At 37.2% G+C, this 21,198-nt stretch carries 21 protein-coding genes; 7 read left to right on the forward strand and 14 right to left on the reverse strand.

The window, feature by feature from the left end; translation table 11 throughout:
* The 5 genes from thrA to EWU22_RS10165 form a co-directional block, all read right to left on the reverse strand.
* The gene (thrA, locus tag EWU22_RS10145; protein ID WP_130925433.1) at nt 1-2,463 is read right to left on the reverse strand and encodes a bifunctional aspartate kinase/homoserine dehydrogenase I; all 2,463 of its coding nucleotides are present in this window, start codon (nt 2,461-2,463) and stop codon (nt 1-3) included.
* A gap of 65 nt (nt 2,464-2,528) precedes the next feature.
* Entirely contained in the window at nt 2,529-3,041 is a 513-nt protein-coding gene (locus EWU22_RS10150) for a DUF421 domain-containing protein (RefSeq protein ID WP_130925434.1), read from the reverse strand.
* A 1-nt stretch (nt 3,042) separates the two neighbouring features.
* On the reverse strand, nt 3,043-3,444 hold the full coding sequence (locus tag EWU22_RS10155) for an ExbD/TolR family protein (protein WP_109323213.1): 402 nt from the start codon (nt 3,442-3,444) through the stop codon (nt 3,043-3,045).
* Between the two features lie 5 nt (nt 3,445-3,449).
* Entirely contained in the window at nt 3,450-4,196 is a 747-nt protein-coding gene (locus EWU22_RS10160; protein WP_109323214.1) for a MotA/TolQ/ExbB proton channel family protein, read from the reverse strand.
* A 70-nt stretch (nt 4,197-4,266) separates the two neighbouring features.
* On the reverse strand, nt 4,267-5,214 hold the full coding sequence (locus tag EWU22_RS10165; RefSeq protein WP_130925435.1) for a Ppx/GppA phosphatase family protein: 948 nt from the start codon (nt 5,212-5,214) through the stop codon (nt 4,267-4,269).
* A 107-nt stretch (nt 5,215-5,321) separates the two neighbouring features.
* On the opposite strand from EWU22_RS10165, the gene EWU22_RS10170 reads away from it, so the two are divergent.
* Complete coding sequence (locus EWU22_RS10170) at nt 5,322-6,725, forward strand: tetratricopeptide repeat protein (protein WP_130925436.1); 1,404 nt, start codon at nt 5,322-5,324, stop codon at nt 6,723-6,725.
* Between the two features lie 98 nt (nt 6,726-6,823).
* The gene (locus EWU22_RS10175; protein ID WP_130925437.1) at nt 6,824-9,679 is read left to right on the forward strand and encodes a M16 family metallopeptidase; all 2,856 of its coding nucleotides are present in this window, start codon (nt 6,824-6,826) and stop codon (nt 9,677-9,679) included.
* Between the two features lie 105 nt (nt 9,680-9,784).
* On the opposite strand, the gene EWU22_RS10180 is transcribed toward EWU22_RS10175, so the two are convergent.
* Genes EWU22_RS10180 through sufC form a run of 6 tightly spaced genes read right to left on the reverse strand, consistent with a single transcriptional unit; the run spans nt 9,785 to nt 14,257 of the window.
* Entirely contained in the window at nt 9,785-10,198 is a 414-nt protein-coding gene (locus EWU22_RS10180) for a BrxA/BrxB family bacilliredoxin (protein WP_109323218.1), read from the reverse strand.
* A 34-nt stretch (nt 10,199-10,232) separates the two neighbouring features.
* Nucleotides 10,233-10,571 (reverse strand): iron-sulfur cluster assembly protein, encoded by a 339-nt coding sequence (locus EWU22_RS10185; protein ID WP_109323219.1) that lies wholly within the window; start codon nt 10,569-10,571, stop codon nt 10,233-10,235.
* A 3-nt stretch (nt 10,572-10,574) separates the two neighbouring features.
* Nucleotides 10,575-10,994, reverse strand: coding sequence for a SufE family protein (locus EWU22_RS10190; protein WP_130925534.1), 420 nt, complete (start codon nt 10,992-10,994; stop codon nt 10,575-10,577).
* 7 nt (nt 10,995-11,001) lie between these two features.
* Entirely contained in the window at nt 11,002-12,222 is a 1,221-nt protein-coding gene (locus EWU22_RS10195; protein ID WP_130925438.1) for an aminotransferase class V-fold PLP-dependent enzyme, read from the reverse strand.
* Between the two features lie 4 nt (nt 12,223-12,226).
* Nucleotides 12,227-13,501 (reverse strand): Fe-S cluster assembly protein SufD, encoded by a 1,275-nt coding sequence (gene sufD, locus EWU22_RS10200; protein ID WP_130925439.1) that lies wholly within the window; start codon nt 13,499-13,501, stop codon nt 12,227-12,229.
* Between the two features lie 6 nt (nt 13,502-13,507).
* A complete protein-coding gene (gene sufC, locus EWU22_RS10205; RefSeq protein WP_109323222.1) occupies nt 13,508-14,257 on the reverse strand; it encodes a Fe-S cluster assembly ATPase SufC in 750 nt (249 codons plus the stop codon).
* Between the two features lie 145 nt (nt 14,258-14,402).
* Here sufC and EWU22_RS10210 point away from each other — a divergent pair, with 145 nt between their 5' ends.
* Entirely contained in the window at nt 14,403-14,729 is a 327-nt protein-coding gene (locus EWU22_RS10210) for a HesB/IscA family protein (RefSeq protein WP_109323223.1), read from the forward strand.
* A 7-nt stretch (nt 14,730-14,736) separates the two neighbouring features.
* Here the strand turns inward: EWU22_RS10210 and EWU22_RS10215 are convergent, their stop codons facing one another.
* Nucleotides 14,737-15,348 carry a Maf family protein gene (locus EWU22_RS10215; protein WP_130925440.1) on the reverse strand — a complete coding sequence of 204 codons (612 nt, stop codon included), beginning with the start codon at nt 15,346-15,348 and terminating at the stop codon, nt 14,737-14,739.
* Between the two features lie 113 nt (nt 15,349-15,461).
* Here EWU22_RS10215 and EWU22_RS10220 point away from each other — a divergent pair, with 113 nt between their 5' ends.
* From EWU22_RS10220 to EWU22_RS10230, 3 genes are all read left to right on the forward strand, one after another.
* Complete coding sequence (locus EWU22_RS10220) at nt 15,462-15,911, forward strand: MarR family winged helix-turn-helix transcriptional regulator (protein WP_130925441.1); 450 nt, start codon at nt 15,462-15,464, stop codon at nt 15,909-15,911.
* 76 nt (nt 15,912-15,987) lie between these two features.
* On the forward strand, nt 15,988-16,563 hold the full coding sequence (locus EWU22_RS10225; RefSeq protein ID WP_130925442.1) for a YceI family protein: 576 nt from the start codon (nt 15,988-15,990) through the stop codon (nt 16,561-16,563).
* Nucleotides 16,564-16,629: 66 nt separating this feature from the next.
* Complete coding sequence (locus EWU22_RS10230) at nt 16,630-17,262, forward strand: NAD(P)H-dependent oxidoreductase (protein ID WP_130925443.1); 633 nt, start codon at nt 16,630-16,632, stop codon at nt 17,260-17,262.
* A 31-nt stretch (nt 17,263-17,293) separates the two neighbouring features.
* Here EWU22_RS10230 and EWU22_RS10235 read toward each other — a convergent pair whose 3' ends face one another.
* The gene (locus EWU22_RS10235) at nt 17,294-18,739 is read right to left on the reverse strand and encodes a CCA tRNA nucleotidyltransferase (protein ID WP_130925444.1); all 1,446 of its coding nucleotides are present in this window, start codon (nt 18,737-18,739) and stop codon (nt 17,294-17,296) included.
* On the reverse strand, nt 18,736-19,302 hold the full coding sequence (locus EWU22_RS10240; protein WP_130925445.1) for an L-threonylcarbamoyladenylate synthase: 567 nt from the start codon (nt 19,300-19,302) through the stop codon (nt 18,736-18,738). The genes EWU22_RS10235 and EWU22_RS10240 overlap by 4 nt, the downstream gene beginning before the upstream one ends.
* A 107-nt stretch (nt 19,303-19,409) precedes the next feature.
* Between EWU22_RS10240 and argS the strand changes: the two genes are divergently transcribed.
* Complete coding sequence (argS, locus tag EWU22_RS10245; RefSeq protein ID WP_130925446.1) at nt 19,410-21,197, forward strand: arginine--tRNA ligase; 1,788 nt, start codon at nt 19,410-19,412, stop codon at nt 21,195-21,197.
* The last annotated feature ends 1 nt before the right edge of the window (nt 21,198 follow it).

Genomic DNA, 21,198 nt, shown 5'->3' on the forward strand with positions numbered 1-21,198 from the left:
TTATGCTAAATAGCTACCCATTGAAACAATATCAGCAAAAACACCTGAAGCGGTTACTTCTGCACCAGCACCTGGTCCCTTTATCACCAATGGGCGATCATGGTATCGTTTGGTGGTAAATGCAATCACATTATCAGCTCCATCCATTTGATAGAAAGGATGTTGAGCATCTATTTCACGCAAACCAATCGTGATTTTTTGATTTTCTAATGCTGCGATATAGCGTAAAACATGCCCTCTTTCTGAGGCCGATGCCACCATTTTTTCGAAATAATCATTGGCTTTCTCCAATTCCAAAAAGAAATCATCGACCGTAGCGGCTTGTTCACAAGCTGGTGGAATGATTTTTTCAATCGTGATATCGGAGAACTCCAGTTTTAAACCAATTTCACGACTTAAAATCAAGATTTTACGAGCTACGTCCATACCGCTTAAATCTTCTCGAGGATCCGGTTCGGTATAACCTTTGGCTTTCGCTTCTCTCAACACCTCAGCAAATGAACGCCCTGGTTTAAATTGATTAAAGATAAAAGATAAGGTTCCTGATAAAATTCCTTCAATTTTTTCAAAGCGATCTCCGGAAGCAATTAATCCTTGTAAGGTATTAATAACGGGCAAACCTGCCCCTACATTGGTTTCGTATAAGAACTTAACTCCTTTTTCTAAGGCCGTTTGATGCAGTTCAGCATATAATGGATAAGGTCCTGAATTAGCGACTTTATTGGGAGTTACTACAGAAATATTCGACTTAAATAAACCTAAGTAATGGGAGTAAATTTGTTTATCTGCTGTACAATCTGCGAAGATTGAATTTGGTAAATTGAGCGCTTTTATTTTTTCTATAAATACAGGTAAATCCTGAGATTTTCCATGTTGAGCCAGTTGGCCTAAAGCCGTTTTTACATCAATTCCTTTTTCTTGAATGAGTTGTTGTCTAGAATTAGCAATACCCACCAATTTGACTTTCAGTCCACGATATTTGGCCAAATAACGCTCTTGTCCAGCCAATTGATCTAGTAAAGTCTTTCCTATTAATCCAGTACCCACTAAAAACAAATGCAATGTTTTTAACTTAGAAAAGAAGAAGGTTTCGTGGATAACATTCAGTGCTTTAGATAAATCCTTCTGCTCAATAACTACCGAAATATTTAATTCAGAAGAACCTTGGGCAGTGGCAACAATGTTAATTCCGTTTTTACCTAATACAGAAAATAATTTACCACTAACACCTGTGTGCTTGCGCATCCCCTCTCCAACAACGGCTATTACAGACAAATTAGATTGAATATCGATTCCTTCAATATCACCTATAGCCATTTCCTGAGCAAACTCTGCCTCTAAAATTTCACTTACTCGAACGGCATTTTGTGGCTCTATGGCAAAGCAGATAGAGTGCTCGGATGAAGCTTGAGAAATTAAGATAACAGATATTTTTTCCCGAGCTAAAACGGTAAATAATTTAGCTGAAACCCCAGCAACACCAATCATTCCTGATCCTTGCAAATTGACTAATGCCAAAGAATCAATGGAGCTAATTCCTGTGATAATGTATGGGTTAGGCTTTTGTTCTTTGCTTACAACTGTTCCTTTAAAGTTCAGGTTAAACGTATTCAACACCCGAATGGGTATATTCTTCGCAAAAGCAGGCTGTAAGGAAGGTGGATATATCACTTTGGCTCCAAAGTGTGTCAATTCCATGGCTTCCGCATAGCTAATGGAAGGAATAGTAAAGGCATTGCTCACTTTACGAGGATCCGCAGTCATCATACCATCAACGTCGGTCCAAATTTCTATTTCTTTAACGTCCAAGGCCGCCCCTATCACTGAAGCTGTATAATCTGAGCCACCACGACCAAGTGTAGTTGTTTCTCCTTGAGCATTTGAACCTATAAAGCCAGTAATTAAACAAATTTCCTGAGCATGCTGCTCAAAAAATGTATGAATCAAGGCATTGGTTTGAACAAAGTCGACCTCAGATTTACCAAAAGTATCGTTGGTTTTAATAAACTGACGGGCATCTACAAAAAGAGCAGGCAAACCTTTTTCTTTTAAGATAGAAGTGATTAATGAGGTCGATAATCTTTCACCAAAACTGACCAACAAATCGGAGGTTTTAGGAGAAATTTCTTTGACTAAGGCAATACCTTTTAACACGTCCCTTAATTCATTCACTAAGGTTCGAATATGGGCTATAACTTGAGATTGTCCTTTTAAAGGGATGAAGTGTTTGATGACTTCAAAATGCCTTGTTTCGATGGTTTCAATCAATGGCAAATAAGGTTCTTTCCCTTGAGATGCCAATTTACCTGCCTCCAACAACGAGTTGGTAACTCCGCTCATTGCGGAAAATACCACGGCAAACTGTTTTGATGATTTCCAATTGGATTCAATGACGGATAAGACGGATTGGATACTCTCGACGCTTCCACAACTGGTCCCTCCGAATTTTAAAATTTTTTCCATTAATTAAGAAGAGAAAAATGATACTTGCCTCTACAAACAGACAAGAATTCGACAAATATACGAGATTAGGCTGTATTATTCCCTATAATTCGATGGCCACCTCGCCTCCTTTTGGATATTTTTCGATAGTTTTCTGAAAGAACAGATATATTTCCATCGACTTCAAAAACAGCTAAATTCACTTCCTCTATTTTTTCCACCCCATGTTCTCGAATAGCAGCTTCTAATTCCTCCATCGTTAGACTTGCCTCTTTTAGTCCTGCAGGTTTTAATACACCTTGATAGATTAATAAAATAGGCTCTCCATCAATGGCTTTTGACCAAGATTTATTAGAGGTAATGATTTTTTTAAATAGGAAATTCATTAAAAAAAGTGCCATGGCTGCCACCAGTCCACCTAGTAAGCTAGCGTCCTCACCTACCATAGCCGTTTGTACAGAATTCGAGATAAGCAGAATAAACACCACGTCTACAACTGATAATTGAGCAAATTCGCGCTTCCCAAAAAAACGAATAGCCGCCACGATGAACACGTAGACGGCTATTGATTTAAGGGCGATAAGAACGTAGCCCTCCATATTATTTTTTCTTTTCTGCTGCCATGACCATAGATAGGTTCAATTTGGCAGCTAAATCATATACATTCGTCAATTCCTGAACCGTTTGGTTACGATCCATACGTACAATTAGCGTGGCTGCTTTTTTAGCAGATACAGCCTGAGTCAATTCGGCTTCTAAATTGGCAAAATCCACAGGATTATCGTCAATAAAATAATTACGATTTTCATCAACCGTCAAGCGAACTACTTCATTGGCTGGTGTAGGTGCAGGTTTAGCTGTTTCAGGAAGCAAAAGCTTGATTGCATCAGGCGAAGCCAAGGTAGAAATCATCAAAAAGAACATGAGCAAAAAGAATAAAATATCTGCTAATGCGCCTGTTTCAACTTCTGAGGCTTCTCTATTTCGTTTTCTAAAATTCATGCCTCTTAAACTTTATTAGCTGGTTTATGAAGGATATCTAAGAAATCAATAGCCGTAATTTCCATTTTATTGATCGTACGATCAATCATAGTCATTAAAAGCGTATATAACACATAGGCTATAATACCAACAATTAAACCTGATGCAGAAGTCACCATTTTTTCATAAATACCTCCTGCAATGGTTGAAATATCAATCTTATTAGAGATAGAAATATTATGAAACGTACGAATCATACCAGTAACAGTACCTAAGAATCCGAACATAGGAGCAATACGTGCAATAGCACTCAAGATTCCTAAATTCTTCTCCATGTTATAAATCTCAACTTTAGCTTTGTTTTCGATTGCTGTTTCAATATCACGAATAGGAGAACCTAAACGACTTAAACCTTTCTCCAATAATTTGGCAATCGGATATTGGGATGTTTTACAATAGGTAATGGCTCCTTGAACATTCCCATTAACTAACATATCATTAATGGTATGTAAAAAATTCTCATCCAATTTGGCTGTTTTACGAATGTACAAATAGCGCTCAATGAACAAGAATACTGCTCCAGCAAATAAGAATCCGATAGGATACATAACATATCCACCTTTTCCTAATAGATCTAGTACAGAAAACTCTTCCACTACTTTGGTAGCTTGTTGAACTGGCTGAGCATTAACAATGGAATCGGAAACTGCAGCAGACACTGAATCGAGGGTCGAACCTGCTTGAAGTAGAATGGAAGCTAGCGATAAAGCCATAAAAGATAAGTCTTAAATAAGGTTTACAATTGTTTACAAGTTTACGATTTTTTTTTCAAAATCTCTAGTCCTATTTATCGGCTTGAGATTGCAAATAAAACCAATATCCTTCTTTTAGGCTAAACGTTGAAATCCACATTTTAGGTATATGGTACCGTTGTAAAACTTGAGATATTAAGGCATTGGCATAAGGTAAGATGCTTGCCCGAAACTTTTTCATCCCTGGTAAATTCACTCTTTCCGAATAAGGTATGCTCTCAATCAATGCCTTGTTAATCTGAAATTGTGAGATTGACAAAGGATGAGAACTCCCCGCCGAATTATTTTCTGTCAAACTCGAAGCCATTTCTAAGTCCCAAAGGGTTTCAAATGCACCAGCAGCTCCAATTAATACTTCGGGTTTTTCATGCAAACATAATTGATCCAAAGGTTCTAAAGCCTGCTGAATAAAAGACTCCAAAGTTTCCTCTATTTGTTGGTCATACTCACCATGAACATGAAATAAGGATTGTAACTGCAATCCTCCGATTTCCAAACTTATTTTTCCTAGTACTTGATTGGAGCGAAATAAAATAAACTCGACACTTCCTCCACCTATATCCATCACTAAACTTGTTGAATTCCAAGGTTTAGGTAAAGATGATTCAATACCTTGATAAATTAATTCTGCTTCTCTAATTCCAGAAATTATTTCCACTCGAATGCCCAATTGGTTTTGGACTTTTTCTACCAATTCAGGTGTATTCTTTGCCCTTCTCAATATACTAGTTCCTAAGGCAACAATTTGATTATCTGAGCATTGGTAAGAATTGGCAATCTGCTTAAATTCCTTTAAGGTTTCAAATGCCCTTTCCATGGCATCATCCTGCAAAATGTCAGATTTCATAGCACCTTTACCCAAAGAAACTGCCCTTTGTTCATGAGCTAAAACAAGCATTCCATTCTCAGAATTCGCTTTTTGTGCGATCAATAATTGAAAGGTGTTTGTACCTAAGTCGATAATCGCACGAGGCGTCATATTTATTTCTATTTTGGAACAAAATTAATCCCAATTGAGGTTAAAGTCCTGAATTATTTTCTTTATTTTAGAGGAAACGTTCGCTTCCTCCATCTCAACAAAAATTTATGCTGGATCCAAACTATGATGAAAACAAAGAAGATTTACAATCTTCTGTTCAGCGTTTCGAAAAAATGATTTATCAGCATGAGAATTCGTTTTTTGATGTTGAGACTTTGGAACAAATCGCTGAGCACTACTTTATTCACGCCAAATTCGATGAAGCCTTAAAAGCCTGTGATTTAGGATTGACTCATTTTCCCTATACCCTGGAATTAATTTCGCTAAAAGCTCAAATTTTGGGCGACATGCAGAAGCCAGAAGAAGGCATGGAATTAATTGAGAATGCTATTTTGTTGTTTCCAACAGATTTAGAAATCATGTTGGTAAAAGGTTCTTTACTGAGTCAAATGCAACAGCATGAAGCGGCTGTAGAAGTATTTCTTGCAGCTCTAGAAATAGCTGAGGAAAAGGATGAGGTCTATTTTCGCTTAGGTTTAACCTATCATGCTTGGTCAAAGCCAAGAGAAGCGGTGGATATGTTCAAAAAGGCTTTAGAAATTAATCCAGAGAATGAAAATGCATTAGTAGAATTAGCCAATTCCTTGGATGATATAGGCAAAATTGAGGAAAGCATTCCTTTTTACAAGCAATTCATAGATGAAGATCCTTTTTCCTATACTGCTTGGTATAATTTAGGTATTGCTTATTCTAAACTCAAACAATACGAAAAAGCGATAGATTCATACGAATATTCATTAGCCATTGAGCCGACGTTTGGGTCTTCCTTGTTTAATTTGGGTAATACGCACATGAACCTTCAAGATTATGTGCAAGCTGAAGAAAATTACCGTCAATGTTTAAAATACGATGAGCCTAATCCTGAATTGTATTGTTGTTTAGGAGCTAGCTTAGAACGACAAAAGAAATTCAATGAAGCTATTGAATTTTATAAAGAAGCCATTAAAATTGATCCATTGTGGGATGAGGGATATTATGGCTTGGCAGTTTGCTTGACTGAATTAGACAAATGGTTTGAAGCCCTTCATTTCCTAAAAAAATCACTTAAACTGAATGAGACTAATCCGCTCTATTGGACTGGATTAGCGGACGTTGAAGCCTATCTAGGTAATACACTATCGGCAGATGAAGCATATCAAAAATCCATTGAATTAGATTCATTTTTTGCTCCAACTTGGATTAAATGGGCTCAATTGCATTTTGAATTAGAAGATTATGAAAAATCGGCTGATATCATGCTCTCAGCCATTGATGAGTTGCCAGAAGAAGCTGAATTATACTATCGTTCTGCTGTTTATTTGATAAAAGCCGGTCAGTTTAAAGATGCCTTTCATTTCTTAGAATCTGGTCTACTTTTAGACTACGACAAGCACGAGGTCATATTTGAGTTTTTCCCCAATTTAGAAACTCAAAAGGCTATTTTTAAACTAATTCAACAGTATAAGAAATAACCTTACATGTAGTTTTGAAACCATTTGTACTTAATTGCTAGAATTTTCCTCTATATTTTGGCATTTTCCATACTTATTTTTTTCCAACCCTAATTTTTATGAAAAGAACAATTCTCATTGCACTATTGTATATTATTGGAATCAGTAGTATACAAGCTCAACAAAAATCAAAAACAGTTGGTGCTGCTCCTAAAACAAGTAATGCCACAGCAAAAACAAGTACATTAATTATTCCGGAAAAAGTAACTTCTGCTGAAGGAATTACGGAATACCGATTAGGAAATGGATTGAAAGTATTATTGTTTCCTGATCCTTCTAAACAAACCATCACTGTAAATATCACGTATTTAGTTGGCTCTCGTCACGAAGGTTATGGTGAAACAGGTATGTCTCACTTATTAGAGCATATGGTGTTTAAAGGAACAAAGGAGAAACACAAAGATGTTGCAAAAGAAATTACCGACCATGGTGCTCAATTTAATGGCACAACTTGGTTAGATCGCACGAATTACTTTGAAACATTTGCTGCCACAGATGAAAATTTGGATTGGGCTTTGGACATGGAGGCTGATCGTATGATCAATTCTAGAATTGCCAAAAGTGAGTTAGAAACAGAAATGACTGTTGTGCGTAATGAATTTGAAATGGGTGAAAATGATCCTGGTTCTGTGTTAAATGACCGAATCGTTTCTACGGCTTTCTTGTGGCACAATTATGGTAACTCAACAATCGGAGCTCGTTCCGACATTGAAAAAGTTCCTATTGAGAACTTGCAAGCCTATTATAAGAAATATTATCAACCAGATAATGCCGTATTGTTGGTAGCTGGAAAGTTTGATCCAGTAAAGACATTAAATCTAATCAATCAAAAATTCGGAGTAATCCCTAAACCAGAACGTGTTTTAACTAAGACCTTTACGGCAGAACCTACTCAAGACGGTGAGCGCCAAGTTATTCTTCGTCGTGTTGGTGATGTTCAAGCGGTAGGTGCAGCTTATCATATTCCATCTGGTTTGCATCCAGACTACATTGCATGCGATGTGTTTGTTGATTTATTGACTGATGCCCCTTCAGGAAGGCTTTACAAAGCGTTGATTGACACTAAAAAAGCGGCTTCTCAATTTGGCTTTAGTTTCCAGTTAAAAGAGCCTGGATTGGTTTATTTTGGTGCCGAGGTGCCTAAAGATAAATCAGCAGATTCTGTACGTACCATTATGTTGGAGACGATTGAGCAATTTGCTAAAACTCCTCCTACTCAAGCTGACGTAGATCGTATTAAATTAAAAAACATCAAGAACATTGAATTATTATTAAACAATGCTCAACGTGTAGGTGTTGGATTATCTGAATACATCGCACAAGGAGATTGGCGTTTATTATTTCATACAAGAAATTTAGTAGAAAAGGTTACAGCTGAAGATGTTCAGCGAGTGGCTCAAAAATATTTCAAAGCATCCAATCGTACATCAGGTATTTTCTATCCAACAGAAAAACCAGAGCGTGCTGAAATCCCAGAAGCAAATGAAGCAGAAGTGGTTTTAAAAGACTTCAAAGGAAGGGCAGCCGTTGCAGAAGGTGAAGCATTTGATCCATCTCCAAGTAATATTGATTCTAGAACAAAAAAAGAAACAATTGGATCGGTCAAAGTGGCATTATTATCCAAGAAAACGAGAGGTAGTTCGGTTTATGCTCGTATGACTTTGAGATTTGGTGATGAAAAATCCTTATTAGGAACTGCGACAGTAGCTGATTTAGCAGCAGATATGTTGACTAAAGGGACCTCGAAGCATACTCGTCAGCAATTCCAAGATGAACTTGATAAATTAAAAGCTCGTGTCACTATCACTGGTGGTGCTACTCAAGCTAATGTATCTATTGAAACTACCCATGAAAACTTAGTACCTGCGCTTAAATTAGTAGCTGAAGCGTTAAAGACTCCTGTTTTCCCTGCGGATGAATTTGAAAAGTTAAAGCAAGAAAACTTAACTCAAATTGATGCTCAAAAAAGCGATCCACAAGCGAAAGCTATTGAGGCTTTGAACCAAGTGAGGACAGCACATTACCCTAAAAATGATGTTAGATACAATCCTACTTTAGCTGAGCAAAGTTCCCTATATAGTGCCGCTAAATTAGAGGATGCCATTTCATTCTATAAGAATTTTTATGGAGCAAGTTCAGCTACATTCTCTGCAGTTGGAGATTTTGATGAAAATGAGGTGAAAGACCTAATTAAAACTGAGTTTTCAACTTGGAAATCTCTTAAGCCTTATACGAGAATACCTGAAATTGTTACAGATGCCAAACCTATCATTAAATCCATTGAAACTCCGGATAAGGCTAATGCATTTTTTGTAGCATATCAACCATTAAAAATTTCTGATACAGATCCAGATTTTGCAGCTTTGGAAATTAGTAACTACATATTAGGTGGTAGTCCTGGCCTTGCAAACCGCTTAATGCAAAGAATTCGCCAAAAAGAAGGTTTATCTTATGGTGTTGCTTCACAATTTAGTGCTCATCCAATTGATAAAGCAGGTAGTTTCTTAACCTATGCGATCTATGCACCTGAGAACTTAGCCAAATTAGAAGCTGCTTTCAAAGAAGAAATTGAAAAAATCTTAAAAGATGGTTATACCGAAAAAGAAATTGAAGAAGCGAAAAAATCTTGGTTACAAGGTAGACAAGTGGCTCGCTCTCAAGACAATTCGTTAAGCAATACGTTGAATAATAATTTATTCTTGAATCGTAGTTTAAAATTCTCAGAGGAATTAGATAAAAAAGTAAATGCTTTAACTTCTGAGCAAATTTTACAAGCGACTCGCAAAACGTTGGACTTACTAAAAATGTCATTAATTAAGGCTGGAGATTATGAAGGTGCTGCTAAGAAAAAAGCAGCCAAGGCTGAAACTGCTCCAAGTAATACAGGTGCAGTAGGCGGTGCTCCTAAGCCCTAAGCTAAAAGCCCTAGCAATGCTATGGCACAAAAAACAAAAGCCCAAGCATTGCTTGGGCTCATATAAAATAAAAAGCCGAAGCATTAAGCTTCGGCTTTTTTTATACTAACAAAATTCCTCAAAAACGCCTTCTAAATGCGCTGAAATCAATTCTGCTGAACGACCTTCAATGTGGTGGCGCTCCACAAAGTGAACCAACTCCCCATCTTTAAATAAAGCAATGGATGGAGATGAAGGAGGATAAGGTAAGGTATATTCTCTCGCCTTTTGAGTAGCTTCTTGATCTACTCCTGCGAAAACAGTTACTAAGGTATCAGGCTTTTTTGTTGAGGCAGCTACTGCTTCTTTCACACCTGGACGAGCCGTGCGAGCCGAGCAACCACAAACTGAATTGATAAACAATAAAGTGGTGCCTGGTTTAGCTAAAACTTCTTCCACTTCTGAGGCTTGTTTCAATTCTTGAAATCCACCCTCTACGATATCCATCCTCATAGGATGTACTAAATGTTCTGGATACATATTAAATCTATTTAAATTTGAATGTGATAATCATTTACATAAAGCCAAGTTCTAATTTGGCCACTTCTGACATCATATCCTGAGAATATGGCGGATCAAAAGTTAATTCAACTGAAACTTCAGCTACTCCTTCAATCTCACGAATTGCCTTTTCTATATCAACCGGAATACTTTCGGCAGAAGGACAAGATGGGGAAGTTAAAGTCATCAGTACATACACGTTATTAACTGGGAAAATCTTGATTTCATAAATCAGCCCTAATTCATACACATCCACAGGAATCTCTGGATCATATACTGTTTTAATGGCCTGTACAACCTTTTCCTTTAAATCTGCTTCAGTTAGCACTGAACTTGGTGTCGTATTTTCCATATCTTAAGCTTGTGAAGAATAAGCAAGTGCATAATTTTTCATTTGTTTTACCATGGACAACAATCCATTGGATCTGGTTTGAGCTAAATGTTGACTCATTCCAATTTGATCAATGAAGTATAAATCAGCTTTCATGATATCAGCTGGGCTGTGCCCAGATAAAACGCGAATCAACATACTGATTAGTCCTTTTACAATGACTGCTTCCGAATCAGCTTGAAAAATCAGTTTTCCATCTTGCATAAAAGCATGAAGCCAAACGCGACTTTGGCAACCTTTAATGACGTTTTCTTCGGTCTTAAATTCATCTGACAATCCGGGTAATTTCTTACCTAGGTCAATCAAATATTCATACTTATCAGCCCAATCGTCAAAAAGACCAAATTCTTCAATCAATTCTTCCTGGGTGTCGTTTATACTCAAAGCCATATTATAATAACATTGTAACAACTCGTTTCAAACAAGCAACCAATCGATCAATTTCCTCTTTAGTATTGTAGAACGAGAATGAAGCCCGACAAGTTCCAGGTATATCAAATCGCTGCATCAAAGGCTGTGCACAATGGTGTCCTGTTCGAATTGCAATACCAAATTTGTCTAATAAAACACCTATATCTTGAGGATGAGTTCCTTCAATTAAGAAACTTACTACAGCTATTTTATTGGGTGCTGTACCGATGATCTTCAAACCATCGATTTGACTTAATTGTTCTGTCGCATAGCTTAACAATGCATTTTCTTGCTCTTCCACCCAACCTTTTTCCAAAGAGTTCAGGTAATCAAAAGACGCCGAAAAAGCTATTACATCCGCAATGTTAGGCGTTCCTGCTTCAAATTTATATGGTAATTCGTTGTAGGTTGTACCAGAAAAGCTCACCTCTTTGATCATCTCCCCTCCTCCTTGATAAGGTGGCATTGATTCCAGTAAGTCGCGTTTACCATAAAGAACCCCTACCCCAGTTGGACCGAATAATTTATGAGCTGAAAAGGCAAAAAAGTCCATATCAAAACGCTGAACATCCATTTCCATGTGTGCGACCGATTGTGCACCATCAATCAAAATCTTAGCTCCATGTGCATGAGCTAATGCAATCATCTCTTGAATGGGATTGATCGTTCCAATGGCATTGGAAACATGATTGACCGCTACAAGTTTGACGGTATTTTCTTGTAATAATTTCTGGTAAGCATCTAAATCCAACACTCCTGAGTCGAGCACTGGAATAACCATTACCTCTGCTCCTTTTTCCAAAGCAATCATTTGCCAAGGCACAATGTTGGAGTGATGCTCCAAATTAGAAACAAGAATTTTATCCCCAGCTTCAAAATTAGCTCTACCATAGGTTTGAGCTACTAAATTGATACTTGCTGTAGTTCCTGAGGTAAATATGATTTGATCACTTGATTCAGCATGTAAAAAGGATTGAATCTTTTTACGTGTCAGTTCAAATGCTGCTGTTGCTCTTTCTGCCAAAGCATGTATTCCCCGATGAATATTGGCATTATCCTCAGAATAATACTTATTCAGCGCATCTAAAACAACTTGGGGCTTTTGTGTCGTGGCGGCATTATCAAAATAAATCAATGGTGAACCATTGACTTGTTGGTCTAACACGGGGAAATCTAAACGAATTTGTTCAATGCTGGCCATGATACTAATTTGACAAATCGACGGACTGTTGAATTTTAGCTATTATTTTCTCTGTTAGAGATTCTCTCAAAACAGGATGCTCCACTTTATTAATTACCTCTTGAACAAATGCCAATAGCAATAAAGTTCTAGCAGCTGCTAATGAAATTCCCCTAGAACGCATGTAAAATAAGGCCTCTTCATTCAATTGGCCAGTAGTAGTTCCATGCGAACATTTTACATCATCTGCCCAAATTTCCAATTGCGGCTTCGTATTCATGGTAGCTCTAGTAGAAGCTAATACATTTCGACAAGATTGAAATGCATTGGTTTTTTGTGCGTCTTGACGAACAAAAATCTTTCCATTAAACACGCCGGTGGCATTTCCCATCAATACTCCTTTATACAATTCATTGGATTCAGCATGGGGCATTCTATGATCCACGACCGTGTGAGAATCCATCAATTGATTTTCTCCTGGAACATATAAGCCGTTCAAGTTGGAAACTACTTGTGGACCATCAATGTAGAAATGTAAATTATTTCGAATCAAAGAAGCGTTTAAGGAGAACGTAAATGTATCAACCTGACTTCCTTCTGCTTGATAAATAAAGGTATGGTCTATGTGGCTTACCCCTTGTTGGAAATCTTGATCCTTCAAATAAGTAAATTGAGCCCCTTTAGAAACAAATATCTCTTGAACAAAGTTGGATAAGATATCTGCCGAACCTGTAGAAGTTTGTTGCTCAATTAAACTAGCTTTTGCTCCTTCTTCGACATAGATTAGCAGTCTTGATTGTACAGAAGATGCTTTTTCAGTCGAATTTACTTGATATTGATGTAGAATAGCTTGGGCAATTTCAACATCCTTCTTAATCCAAATAACCGTATGCTGTGGACAAAGTGCCACATTCAAATCATATAATGAATTCTGATCTAAAATAGGGTTTTTATTGGCCCAAATCATCTGGAATTCAGGGCATTTTTGAACAAATTCATCAAAGCTCAGTACCTCAATCCCATCATTTGAACTAGCCTTATCTATGCTTAGATAAGCATCAGATGAACGAATAATCAATTCTGCCCAATCGGCTGAAACAGGTAAATTGGAATTTCCTTTTGGAAACCAATTCCGATCAATTCCATTAAAATCTTTCAATGAAGTATATTTCCACTCTTCCCATTTTGACGTAGGAAAACCTTTGGCTAGAAACTGACTCAAAGCTTTACCTTGGTCAGATTCCAAACCTAATGTCTGGGCAATATCTTGTAATGTTGTACTTAATTCAGCTGATAACATATCTTATTAATCTACTTCAGATTTAATCCAATCATAACCTCTTTCTTCTAATTCCAAAGCCAATTCTTTGGTTCCAGATTTCACTATACGTCCTTTATAAAGTACATGTACATAATCTGGAACGATGTAATCTAGTAAACGTTGGTAGTGAGTAACGACAATGGTCGCATTATTCGGACTTTTCAATTTATTAACCCCTTCCGCTACAATACGCAATGCATCAATATCTAATCCTGAATCTGTTTCATCCAAAATAGCCAATTTAGGATCTAAAACAGCCATTTGGAAGATTTCATTACGCTTCTTCTCCCCTCCTGAAAAACCTTCGTTTAAAGCTCTACTCAAAAGAGATTGATCGATATTAACATAAGCCATCTTTTCTTTGAACATCTTCAAAAATTGAACCGCATCCATCGGATCTTCTCCTCGGTATTTACGAATTTCATTCACTGCAGACTTCAAGAAATTGGTAGTTGATACACCTGGAATTTCTACTGGGTACTGAAATGCTAAGAAAATACCTTCTGCAGCTCTGGCTTCAGGAGCTAAGTCTAACAAGTCTTTACCTAAAAATTGTACTGTACCTTCAGTAACTTCATAATCTTCTCGACCCGCTAAAACGGATGCTAAGGTGGATTTACCTGAACCATTGGGTCCCATGATGGCATGTACTTCACCTGCTTTTACTTCTAAATCAATTCCTCTTAAAATCTCTTTTTCTCCAATAGAAGCATGTAAATTTTTAATTGACAGCATAATGTTTGTATTTGATTCTTGCTTTGAATCACAAAATTATAACCTATACCTTGGAAAAACCATAGCTTATTTAGATTCACTCTAAACAATAGCGATTATTCTCCATTTTTTTTCTAATTTTGCATCAAATACAAAATTCATCACCATGATAACTATATCTGATTTAGCGGCAGACCGTATTAAAGAGTTAAGATCTAAAGAAGGTTTAACTGAAGAGTACAACATCCGAGTGGCAGTTGAAGGTGGCGGATGTTCTGGATTAATGTATCAGTTGGATTTTGCGGCTGAGCCACAAAGTTCAGACATGATTTTCGAAGACAAAGGAGTTAAAGTGATGGTTGATAAAAAATCCATCCTTTACTTAGCTGGTACTGAATTAGACTTTTCGGATGGCTTAAATGGCAAAGGCTTCCAATTTAAAAACCCGAATGCTTCACGTACCTGTGGTTGCGGAGAGAGTTTTTCTATCTAAATTTTCTTTAAAAAGATAATATTGATTGTCGACCTTCCAGAATATAGGGTTGCATCATGTGATATACTCGATGAATTGGTAAACCCATCACGGTATAAAAAGAACCTTCTAATCGACTGATTCCCACCATACCAATAAAATCTTGTACACCATAGGCACCCGCTTTATCCAAAGATGAACCGCCTTTCACGTACCAATCAATCTCCCAATCCAACAAGTTTCTAAATGAAACTACGGCTCGATCCACTTGAGTATCAGCTACATTGGGTCCAATGAGCGATATTCCTGTAAAAACTTCATGATCTTTGCCTGAAAGTTGCAACAACATCTCTCGGGCCTCCTGCTTATCTGCCGGCTTATTCAAAATTTGCCCATCCACCACGACGATGGTATCTGCAGCAAGTATCAATTGATTCGGACATGATTCCGCTAAAACCTTGGCTTTCTTTTCTGCCAAAATACCTGGCACATCTTCTATCTGCCAAGCTGCATCAATCGACTCGTCAATATCAGCTGGCAAAACGGTAAAATCGAAACCTGCCTGCGTTAAAATTTCTTTTCTGCGAGGAGAATTTGACGCTAAAATTAGAGGATATTGGAGAGATAGTGAGCTTGACATGAATCAAAAATACATGATTTTGATTCATGTAGGCCCATTTTCAAAAAAAATATTTAAAAACATTTGTATTTAATGTAATTACATTTAATTTTGCAACATCAATTTATACTGATATGGGAATTGCAAACGAATTACAACAAACCAACTTTGCCTCAGAAGAGGCTAAAGCCATTGTTAATGTGATTTTCACAGGTAACTGGATTGCCTACCAACAACAAGAATTGTTGAAACCTTTTGACTTATCGATGCAGCAGTACAATGTACTTCGAATTTTAAGAGGTCAAAATGGAAAACCCATGACAGTACTGGCCATCATTGAGCGCATGTTGGATCGAACATCCAATGCTTCTCGTTTGGTCGATAAGTTGGTAGAAAAAAAATGGGTCCTCAGAAGAGAATGTCCGAATGACCGTAGAGCGGTGGATGTCCTCATTCTTCCTGAAGGACTTGCCTTACTTCAACAAGTGGATGAAATTCAAAATCAGTGGGTTAAACGTTTTGAGCACATGACTCAAGAAGATTTAATCAAACTAAATGAACTTTTGGACCTTTTTAGAAATTAAATACGCATTACAATTCATCAACAATTTTATATTTCTCTATTCAATTCAATTAAAACCCTTTTAAAATTAATCAACAATGAAAAAAGTAAGCTTTATTCTTTCCGCCTTAGCCTTTGTGGCATTTACTCAAACATCTATTGCTGCTCCTAGTACAAGTCCAGTTTCTACTAAAGCTAGTAGCATTGTTTGGAATGCAAAAAAAGTAACTGGTGAGCACACTGGTACTATTGGCATTTCAGCAGGTAAATTAGTAGTTAATAAAAATCAGATCACTGGTGGTAATTTCACTATTGATATGAAATCGATTGTTTGTAAGGATATTACTGATCCTGAGTACAACAAGAAATTTGTAGGTCATATTTCTTCTGGTGACTTTTTTGAGATTGAAAAATTCCCGACTGCACAATTTGTTATCACCAAAGTAGCTGGCAACCAAGTAAGTGGCAATTTGACTATCAAAGGTATCACAAAAGCGATCACGTTTCCTGCTCAAATTACAGTAAACAATGGCAAAGTGAGTGCGAAAGCTAACATCACGATTGACCGTACAGACTATGACATCAAGTTTGGTTCTAAGAAATTTTTCGAATCAATTGGCGATAAAGCCATCTTTGATGATTTCTCTTTAGCAGTGACTTTAGTTTCTGAATAAAACAATTTACGAGCTTAGCCTGTTAAAAAGGCTAAGCTTTGTTTAACACAATTATACCCTAAAATTATGTCTTTAGTAGATGCTTTGCAATGGCGCTATGCCGCCAAAAGAATGAATGGAAAAAAAGTGGACGCATCTAAAATTGAATCCCTTTTATCAGCCATTCAATTATCTGCATCAGGATTTGGCTTACAGCCATATCAAATTCTTGTGATTGAAAACCAAGAATTAAAAGCGAAAATTCAACCTGCCGCATACAATCAACCGCAAATTGTAGAATCTTCGCATTTGTTGGTTTTTGCCGCTTGGAATGAAGTTACAGCTGAAAAAATTAATGCTTTCATTCAATTAGTTTCCGAAACAAGAAATGTCGACGTCGCTGACCTGAAAGCCTATAAAGATGCCATTGCAGGCTCTTTGCTTAGTAGACCTGTGGAAGATCAAGTTAAATGGATGGATAAACAAGTTTACCTCGCTTTAGGTACAGCATTAGTTGCTGCTGCCAAACTAGAAATTGATAGCACCCCTATGGAGGGATTCAAACCTTCCGAAGTGGATGAGATTTTAAATCTCAAAGAAAAAGGATTGCATGCTGTTTTAATGATGGCAATAGGTGAGCGAGATGAGGCTTCCGACTTTATGGTCAATGCCAAAAAAGTACGCTGGCCAAAAGAAGAATTATTTACACATATTGTTTAAAAAAGAAAAAGGTCTCCGTGGAGACCTTTTTTTATGCCAAATCTGCCAAACTTAATTGAGGATTCAATCCAAGTTTCTTCCCTTCTTCCAACATAAATTCCCAGGCAGAAGCTAAATCATTTTTGACTTGACCTTCTAATATTGCTTCTCGAATAGCCACTTTGATTAAACCAATTTCTTTTCCTGGTCCAATATCAAAGACTTGCATGATAATCTCACCCGAAATGACAGGTTGAAAATTCCTCAAGGAGTCCTTCTCTTCGACCTCCTTCAATTTCTCTTCTACTTTATCAAAATTCTTTAAATAGCGCTTTACTTTATCTCCATTTTTGGAAGTGATATCAGCTCGACAAAGTGTCATTAATGCTTCTAACTCCTCACCTGCCTCAAATAACAATCGACGTAAAGCCGCATCGGTAATTTCTTCTTTTGACAAAGCAATTGGCCTCAAATGCAATCGAACGAGCTTTTGAACTAATTTCATCTTCTCATTCAAAGGCAATTTTAATCGCTTGAAAATAGCGGGCACTTGTCTCGCTCCCATTTCTTCATGTCCATGAAATGTCCAGCCTTTTTTAGGATCAAAACGTTTGGTGGCAGGTTTGGCAATATCATGTAAAATGGCAGCCCAACGCCACCACAAATCGTCTGTGTGTTGAGAAATATTATCTAAAACCTGAAGGGTATGGTAAAAATTATCTTTATGTCCTTTTCCATCTTCTGTATCCACCCCTTTTAGCTTAACAAATTCAGGGAAAATGATGGGTAAAATCCCACAGGCGTCTAAAAGTAAAAAACCATAGGAAGGTTTTCTGCAAAGTATAATTTTGTTTAATTCTTCCGAAATACGCTCCATAGAAATAATTTCCAAGCGAACATTCTCTACTTGAAGCGCCTCAAATGTGGTAGGATGTATATCAAAACCTAACTGAGCAGCAAAACGAATGGCGCGCATCATGCGCAATGGATCATCAGAAAAGGTAATTCCTGGCTCGAGAGGTGTTCGTAAAATTCGAGCTTCTAAGTCTTTCAATCCATCAAAAGGATCCAGAAGTTTACCCCAATGCATTGAATTTAACTGAACTGCCATGGCATTGATGGTAAAATCTCTTCGATTTTGATCATCTTCTAAACTGCCTTCCTCCACGATGGGTTTTCTGGAATCACGTTGGTAGGATTCTTTTCTCGCCCCAACAAATTCTAAGTCCCAATCGTCCACTTTCAACATGGCTGTACCGAAGTTCTTAAAAACGGAAACTTGATGTTCAGGCAAATTAAATTCACGGGCTACTTCTTCTGCTAATGCAATTCCAGAGCCTATGCAAACTACATCAATGTCTTTCTTACTATCTCTACCTAAAATGGCATCACGTACATATCCTCCAATGACATAGGTATCTAATCCTAAACGGTCAGCAGCAGCTCCAATCTTGACAAAAATTGGATTCTCAATAATTTCCTTTCCCGTTTTTATCATGGACGAATCATAGTATAATCACCATTCAAGCCTAATTTGACAATTTTAGATGCCTTGGCTTTCCCTTTGGGAGGATTTGGGTTTTGTAAAATATAGTCTACTCCTCCTTTTATTATAGGTGAAACAGTCTCAAAGTTTTCTGGTGAAGGCTCTCCTGAAATATTCGCTGAAGTGGAAACAATCGCTCTTTGGTATCGATAAACAAGACCTTTACAAAACTCATCTTTAACTAAACGAATGGCAATGGTTCCTTCAGGACCTAACACATGCTTACTAACGTTTTTACCTTTGGGATAAATAACTGTTAAGGGATCTTCGGCAAAATCTACTAAATCCCAAGCTATATCTGGCACTTGCTCTACATATTCATTTAACTGCTCTATCTTGGATATAAGCAAAATTAGACCCTTGTTTTCTGGTCTTTGTTTGATGTCAAACAATTTCTCAATGGACGCATCCATCCGGGCATCACAACCTAAACCCCAGATGGTATCACTAGGATATAAGAGTACTCCTCCTGATTTTAATGATTTTACTGCGTCGTCGTAAATGGACTGTATCATATCACAAAGGTAAAGATTAATTCCTCTTTTATTAAGTCGAGAATCAATGTTTAGCTTGAATTGGCTACCTTTGCAAACATTTTAATCACAATTTCTTCGTCTTTGGTATGTCGAGTATACAAGTACAACTCATTGCAAGTATTCAAGCCGGTTTAAGTTCCTTATTTCAAATAGAGGAAAGTGACCTCAGCCTTCAAGAAACTAAAAAGGAATTTGAAGGAGCCTATACTTTTGTTGTATTTCCATATACCAAAAGGGCTGGCAAGGCACCGGCACAAATTGCTCAAGCCTTGGGTGATTTCTTAGTTGAAAACAACCCTCAATTAGTAAAAGCCTACCAAGTTGTTCAAGGATTTTTGAATATTTCCTTACACGATTCTGTTTGGTATGGATTATTGCAAGAATTAGCCTTAGATAAATCGGCGTTTCAATTGGCACATAAAAATGAAAAAATTGTCATTGAATATTCCTCCCCCAATACCAATAAACCACTTCATTTAGGTCATTTAAGAAACAATTTTCTGGGCTATTCGGTCGCTCAAATACTAAAAGCCGGTGGTTATGAGGTGATTAAAACTAATTTAGTCAATGACCGGGGCATACATATTTGCAAGTCGATGTTGGCTTATCAATTATTTGGCAACGGCGAAACACCTGATTCCAGTGGATTGAAAGGCGACCATTTAGTAGGTAAATATTATGTGGCCTTTGATAGGGCTTATAAATCTGAAATTGAACAATTAGTTGCTACTGGTATTGATCCAGAAAAAGCGAAAGCACAAGCTCCAATCATGTTACAAGCTCAGGCTATGTTATTGGCTTGGGAACAAGGAGAACCGTCTGTGATCCAGTTATGGGAAACCATGAACGCCTGGGTATTGGATGGCTTTGCGGCTAGTTATAAGCAAATGGGCGTTGATTTTGACAAAATTTATCGCGAATCCAATACGTATTTATTAGGTAAAAAATTAGTTGATGAAGGATTAGCTCAAGGAGTATTCTATCAAAAGCCTGATGGTTCTGTTTGGATTAATCTGGAGGAAGAAGGATTGGATGAGAAATTGGTATTGAGAAAGGATGGAACTTCGGTGTACATCACCCAGGATATGGGAACTGCCCAATTAAAATATGAAGACTTTGGAGCACAACAGTCTATATATGTGGTTGGTAATGAGCAAGATTACCATTTTGAGGTCTTGTTTCATATTTTAAAGAAATTGAATAAACCTTTCTCACTAGGGAATTATCACCTATCCTATGGTATGGTGGATTTACCAAATGGTAAAATGAAATCAAGAGAAGGAACGGTAGTGGATGCGGATGATTTGATGCAGGAAATGGTAAATACTGCCAAAGAAAGAACCTTGGAATTAGGAAAAATAGAAGGTTTCACAGAAGAAGAGTCGAATCAATTGTTTCAACAATTGGGAATGGGCGCATTAAAATACTTTTTATTAAAAGTGGACCCTAAAAAACGCATGTTATTTAATCCGGAGGAATCCATTGATTTCCAAGGAAATACAGGCCCTTTCATTCAATATACTCATACAAGAATATGCTCTATCCGTAGAAAAGCCACAGAAAAAGGCTTTCCTCTAAGTGGCGAAACTCAATCGAACATATCCTTTGCGGAATCTGAAAGAGAATTAATTTATCTGTTGGGAACCTACAAAACGAAACTAGCAGAAGCATGTGAAAACTTCTCTCCTTCAATTATTGCACAATATTCCTTTGATTTAGCAAAACAATTCAATAAATTTTACAATGAATTGACCATCTTAAATGAAGAAAGCGAGGAGATTAGAACAATTCGACTTACCTTGGCAGACTTAACAGGCAAAACAATTCAGCACGCAACTTCGTTATTGGGGATAGTTTCTCCTGAACGAATGTAAC

It is taken from the genome of Aquirufa nivalisilvae, from assembly GCF_004307455.1.
Lineage (GTDB): Bacteria > Bacteroidota > Bacteroidia > Cytophagales > Spirosomataceae > Aquirufa > Aquirufa nivalisilvae.

Coding starts and splice junctions, on each gene's coding strand:
- sufC (WP_109323222.1), bottom strand. CDS start 14,257: ATGCTGTCAATTAAAAATTTACATGCTTCTATTGGAGAAAAAGAGATT.
- EWU22_RS10195 (WP_130925438.1), bottom strand. CDS start 12,222: ATGGCCAGCATTGAACAAATTCGTTTAGATTTCCCCGTGTTAGACCAA.
- EWU22_RS10240 (WP_130925445.1), bottom strand. CDS start 19,302: ATGATACAGTCCATTTACGACGACGCAGTAAAATCATTAAAATCAGGA.
- EWU22_RS10155 (WP_109323213.1), bottom strand. CDS start 3,444: ATGAATTTTAGAAAACGAAATAGAGAAGCCTCAGAAGTTGAAACAGGC.
- EWU22_RS10225 (WP_130925442.1), top strand. CDS start 15,988: ATGAAAAAAGTAAGCTTTATTCTTTCCGCCTTAGCCTTTGTGGCATTT.
- sufD (WP_130925439.1), bottom strand. CDS start 13,501: ATGTTATCAGCTGAATTAAGTACAACATTACAAGATATTGCCCAGACA.
- argS (WP_130925446.1), top strand. CDS start 19,410: ATGTCGAGTATACAAGTACAACTCATTGCAAGTATTCAAGCCGGTTTA.
- EWU22_RS10185 (WP_109323219.1), bottom strand. CDS start 10,571: ATGGAAAATACGACACCAAGTTCAGTGCTAACTGAAGCAGATTTAAAG.
- EWU22_RS10210 (WP_109323223.1), top strand. CDS start 14,403: ATGATAACTATATCTGATTTAGCGGCAGACCGTATTAAAGAGTTAAGA.
- thrA (WP_130925433.1), bottom strand. CDS start 2,463: ATGGAAAAAATTTTAAAATTCGGAGGGACCAGTTGTGGAAGCGTCGAG.
- EWU22_RS10150 (WP_130925434.1), bottom strand. CDS start 3,041: ATGGAGGGCTACGTTCTTATCGCCCTTAAATCAATAGCCGTCTACGTG.
- EWU22_RS10165 (WP_130925435.1), bottom strand. CDS start 5,214: ATGACGCCTCGTGCGATTATCGACTTAGGTACAAACACCTTTCAATTA.
- EWU22_RS10230 (WP_130925443.1), top strand. CDS start 16,630: ATGTCTTTAGTAGATGCTTTGCAATGGCGCTATGCCGCCAAAAGAATG.
- EWU22_RS10235 (WP_130925444.1), bottom strand. CDS start 18,739: ATGATAAAAACGGGAAAGGAAATTATTGAGAATCCAATTTTTGTCAAG.
- EWU22_RS10220 (WP_130925441.1), top strand. CDS start 15,462: ATGGGAATTGCAAACGAATTACAACAAACCAACTTTGCCTCAGAAGAG.
- EWU22_RS10170 (WP_130925436.1), top strand. CDS start 5,322: ATGCTGGATCCAAACTATGATGAAAACAAAGAAGATTTACAATCTTCT.
- EWU22_RS10160 (WP_109323214.1), bottom strand. CDS start 4,196: ATGGCTTTATCGCTAGCTTCCATTCTACTTCAAGCAGGTTCGACCCTC.
- EWU22_RS10180 (WP_109323218.1), bottom strand. CDS start 10,198: ATGTATCCAGAACATTTAGTACATCCTATGAGGATGGATATCGTAGAG.
- EWU22_RS10175 (WP_130925437.1), top strand. CDS start 6,824: ATGAAAAGAACAATTCTCATTGCACTATTGTATATTATTGGAATCAGT.
- EWU22_RS10215 (WP_130925440.1), bottom strand. CDS start 15,348: ATGTCAAGCTCACTATCTCTCCAATATCCTCTAATTTTAGCGTCAAAT.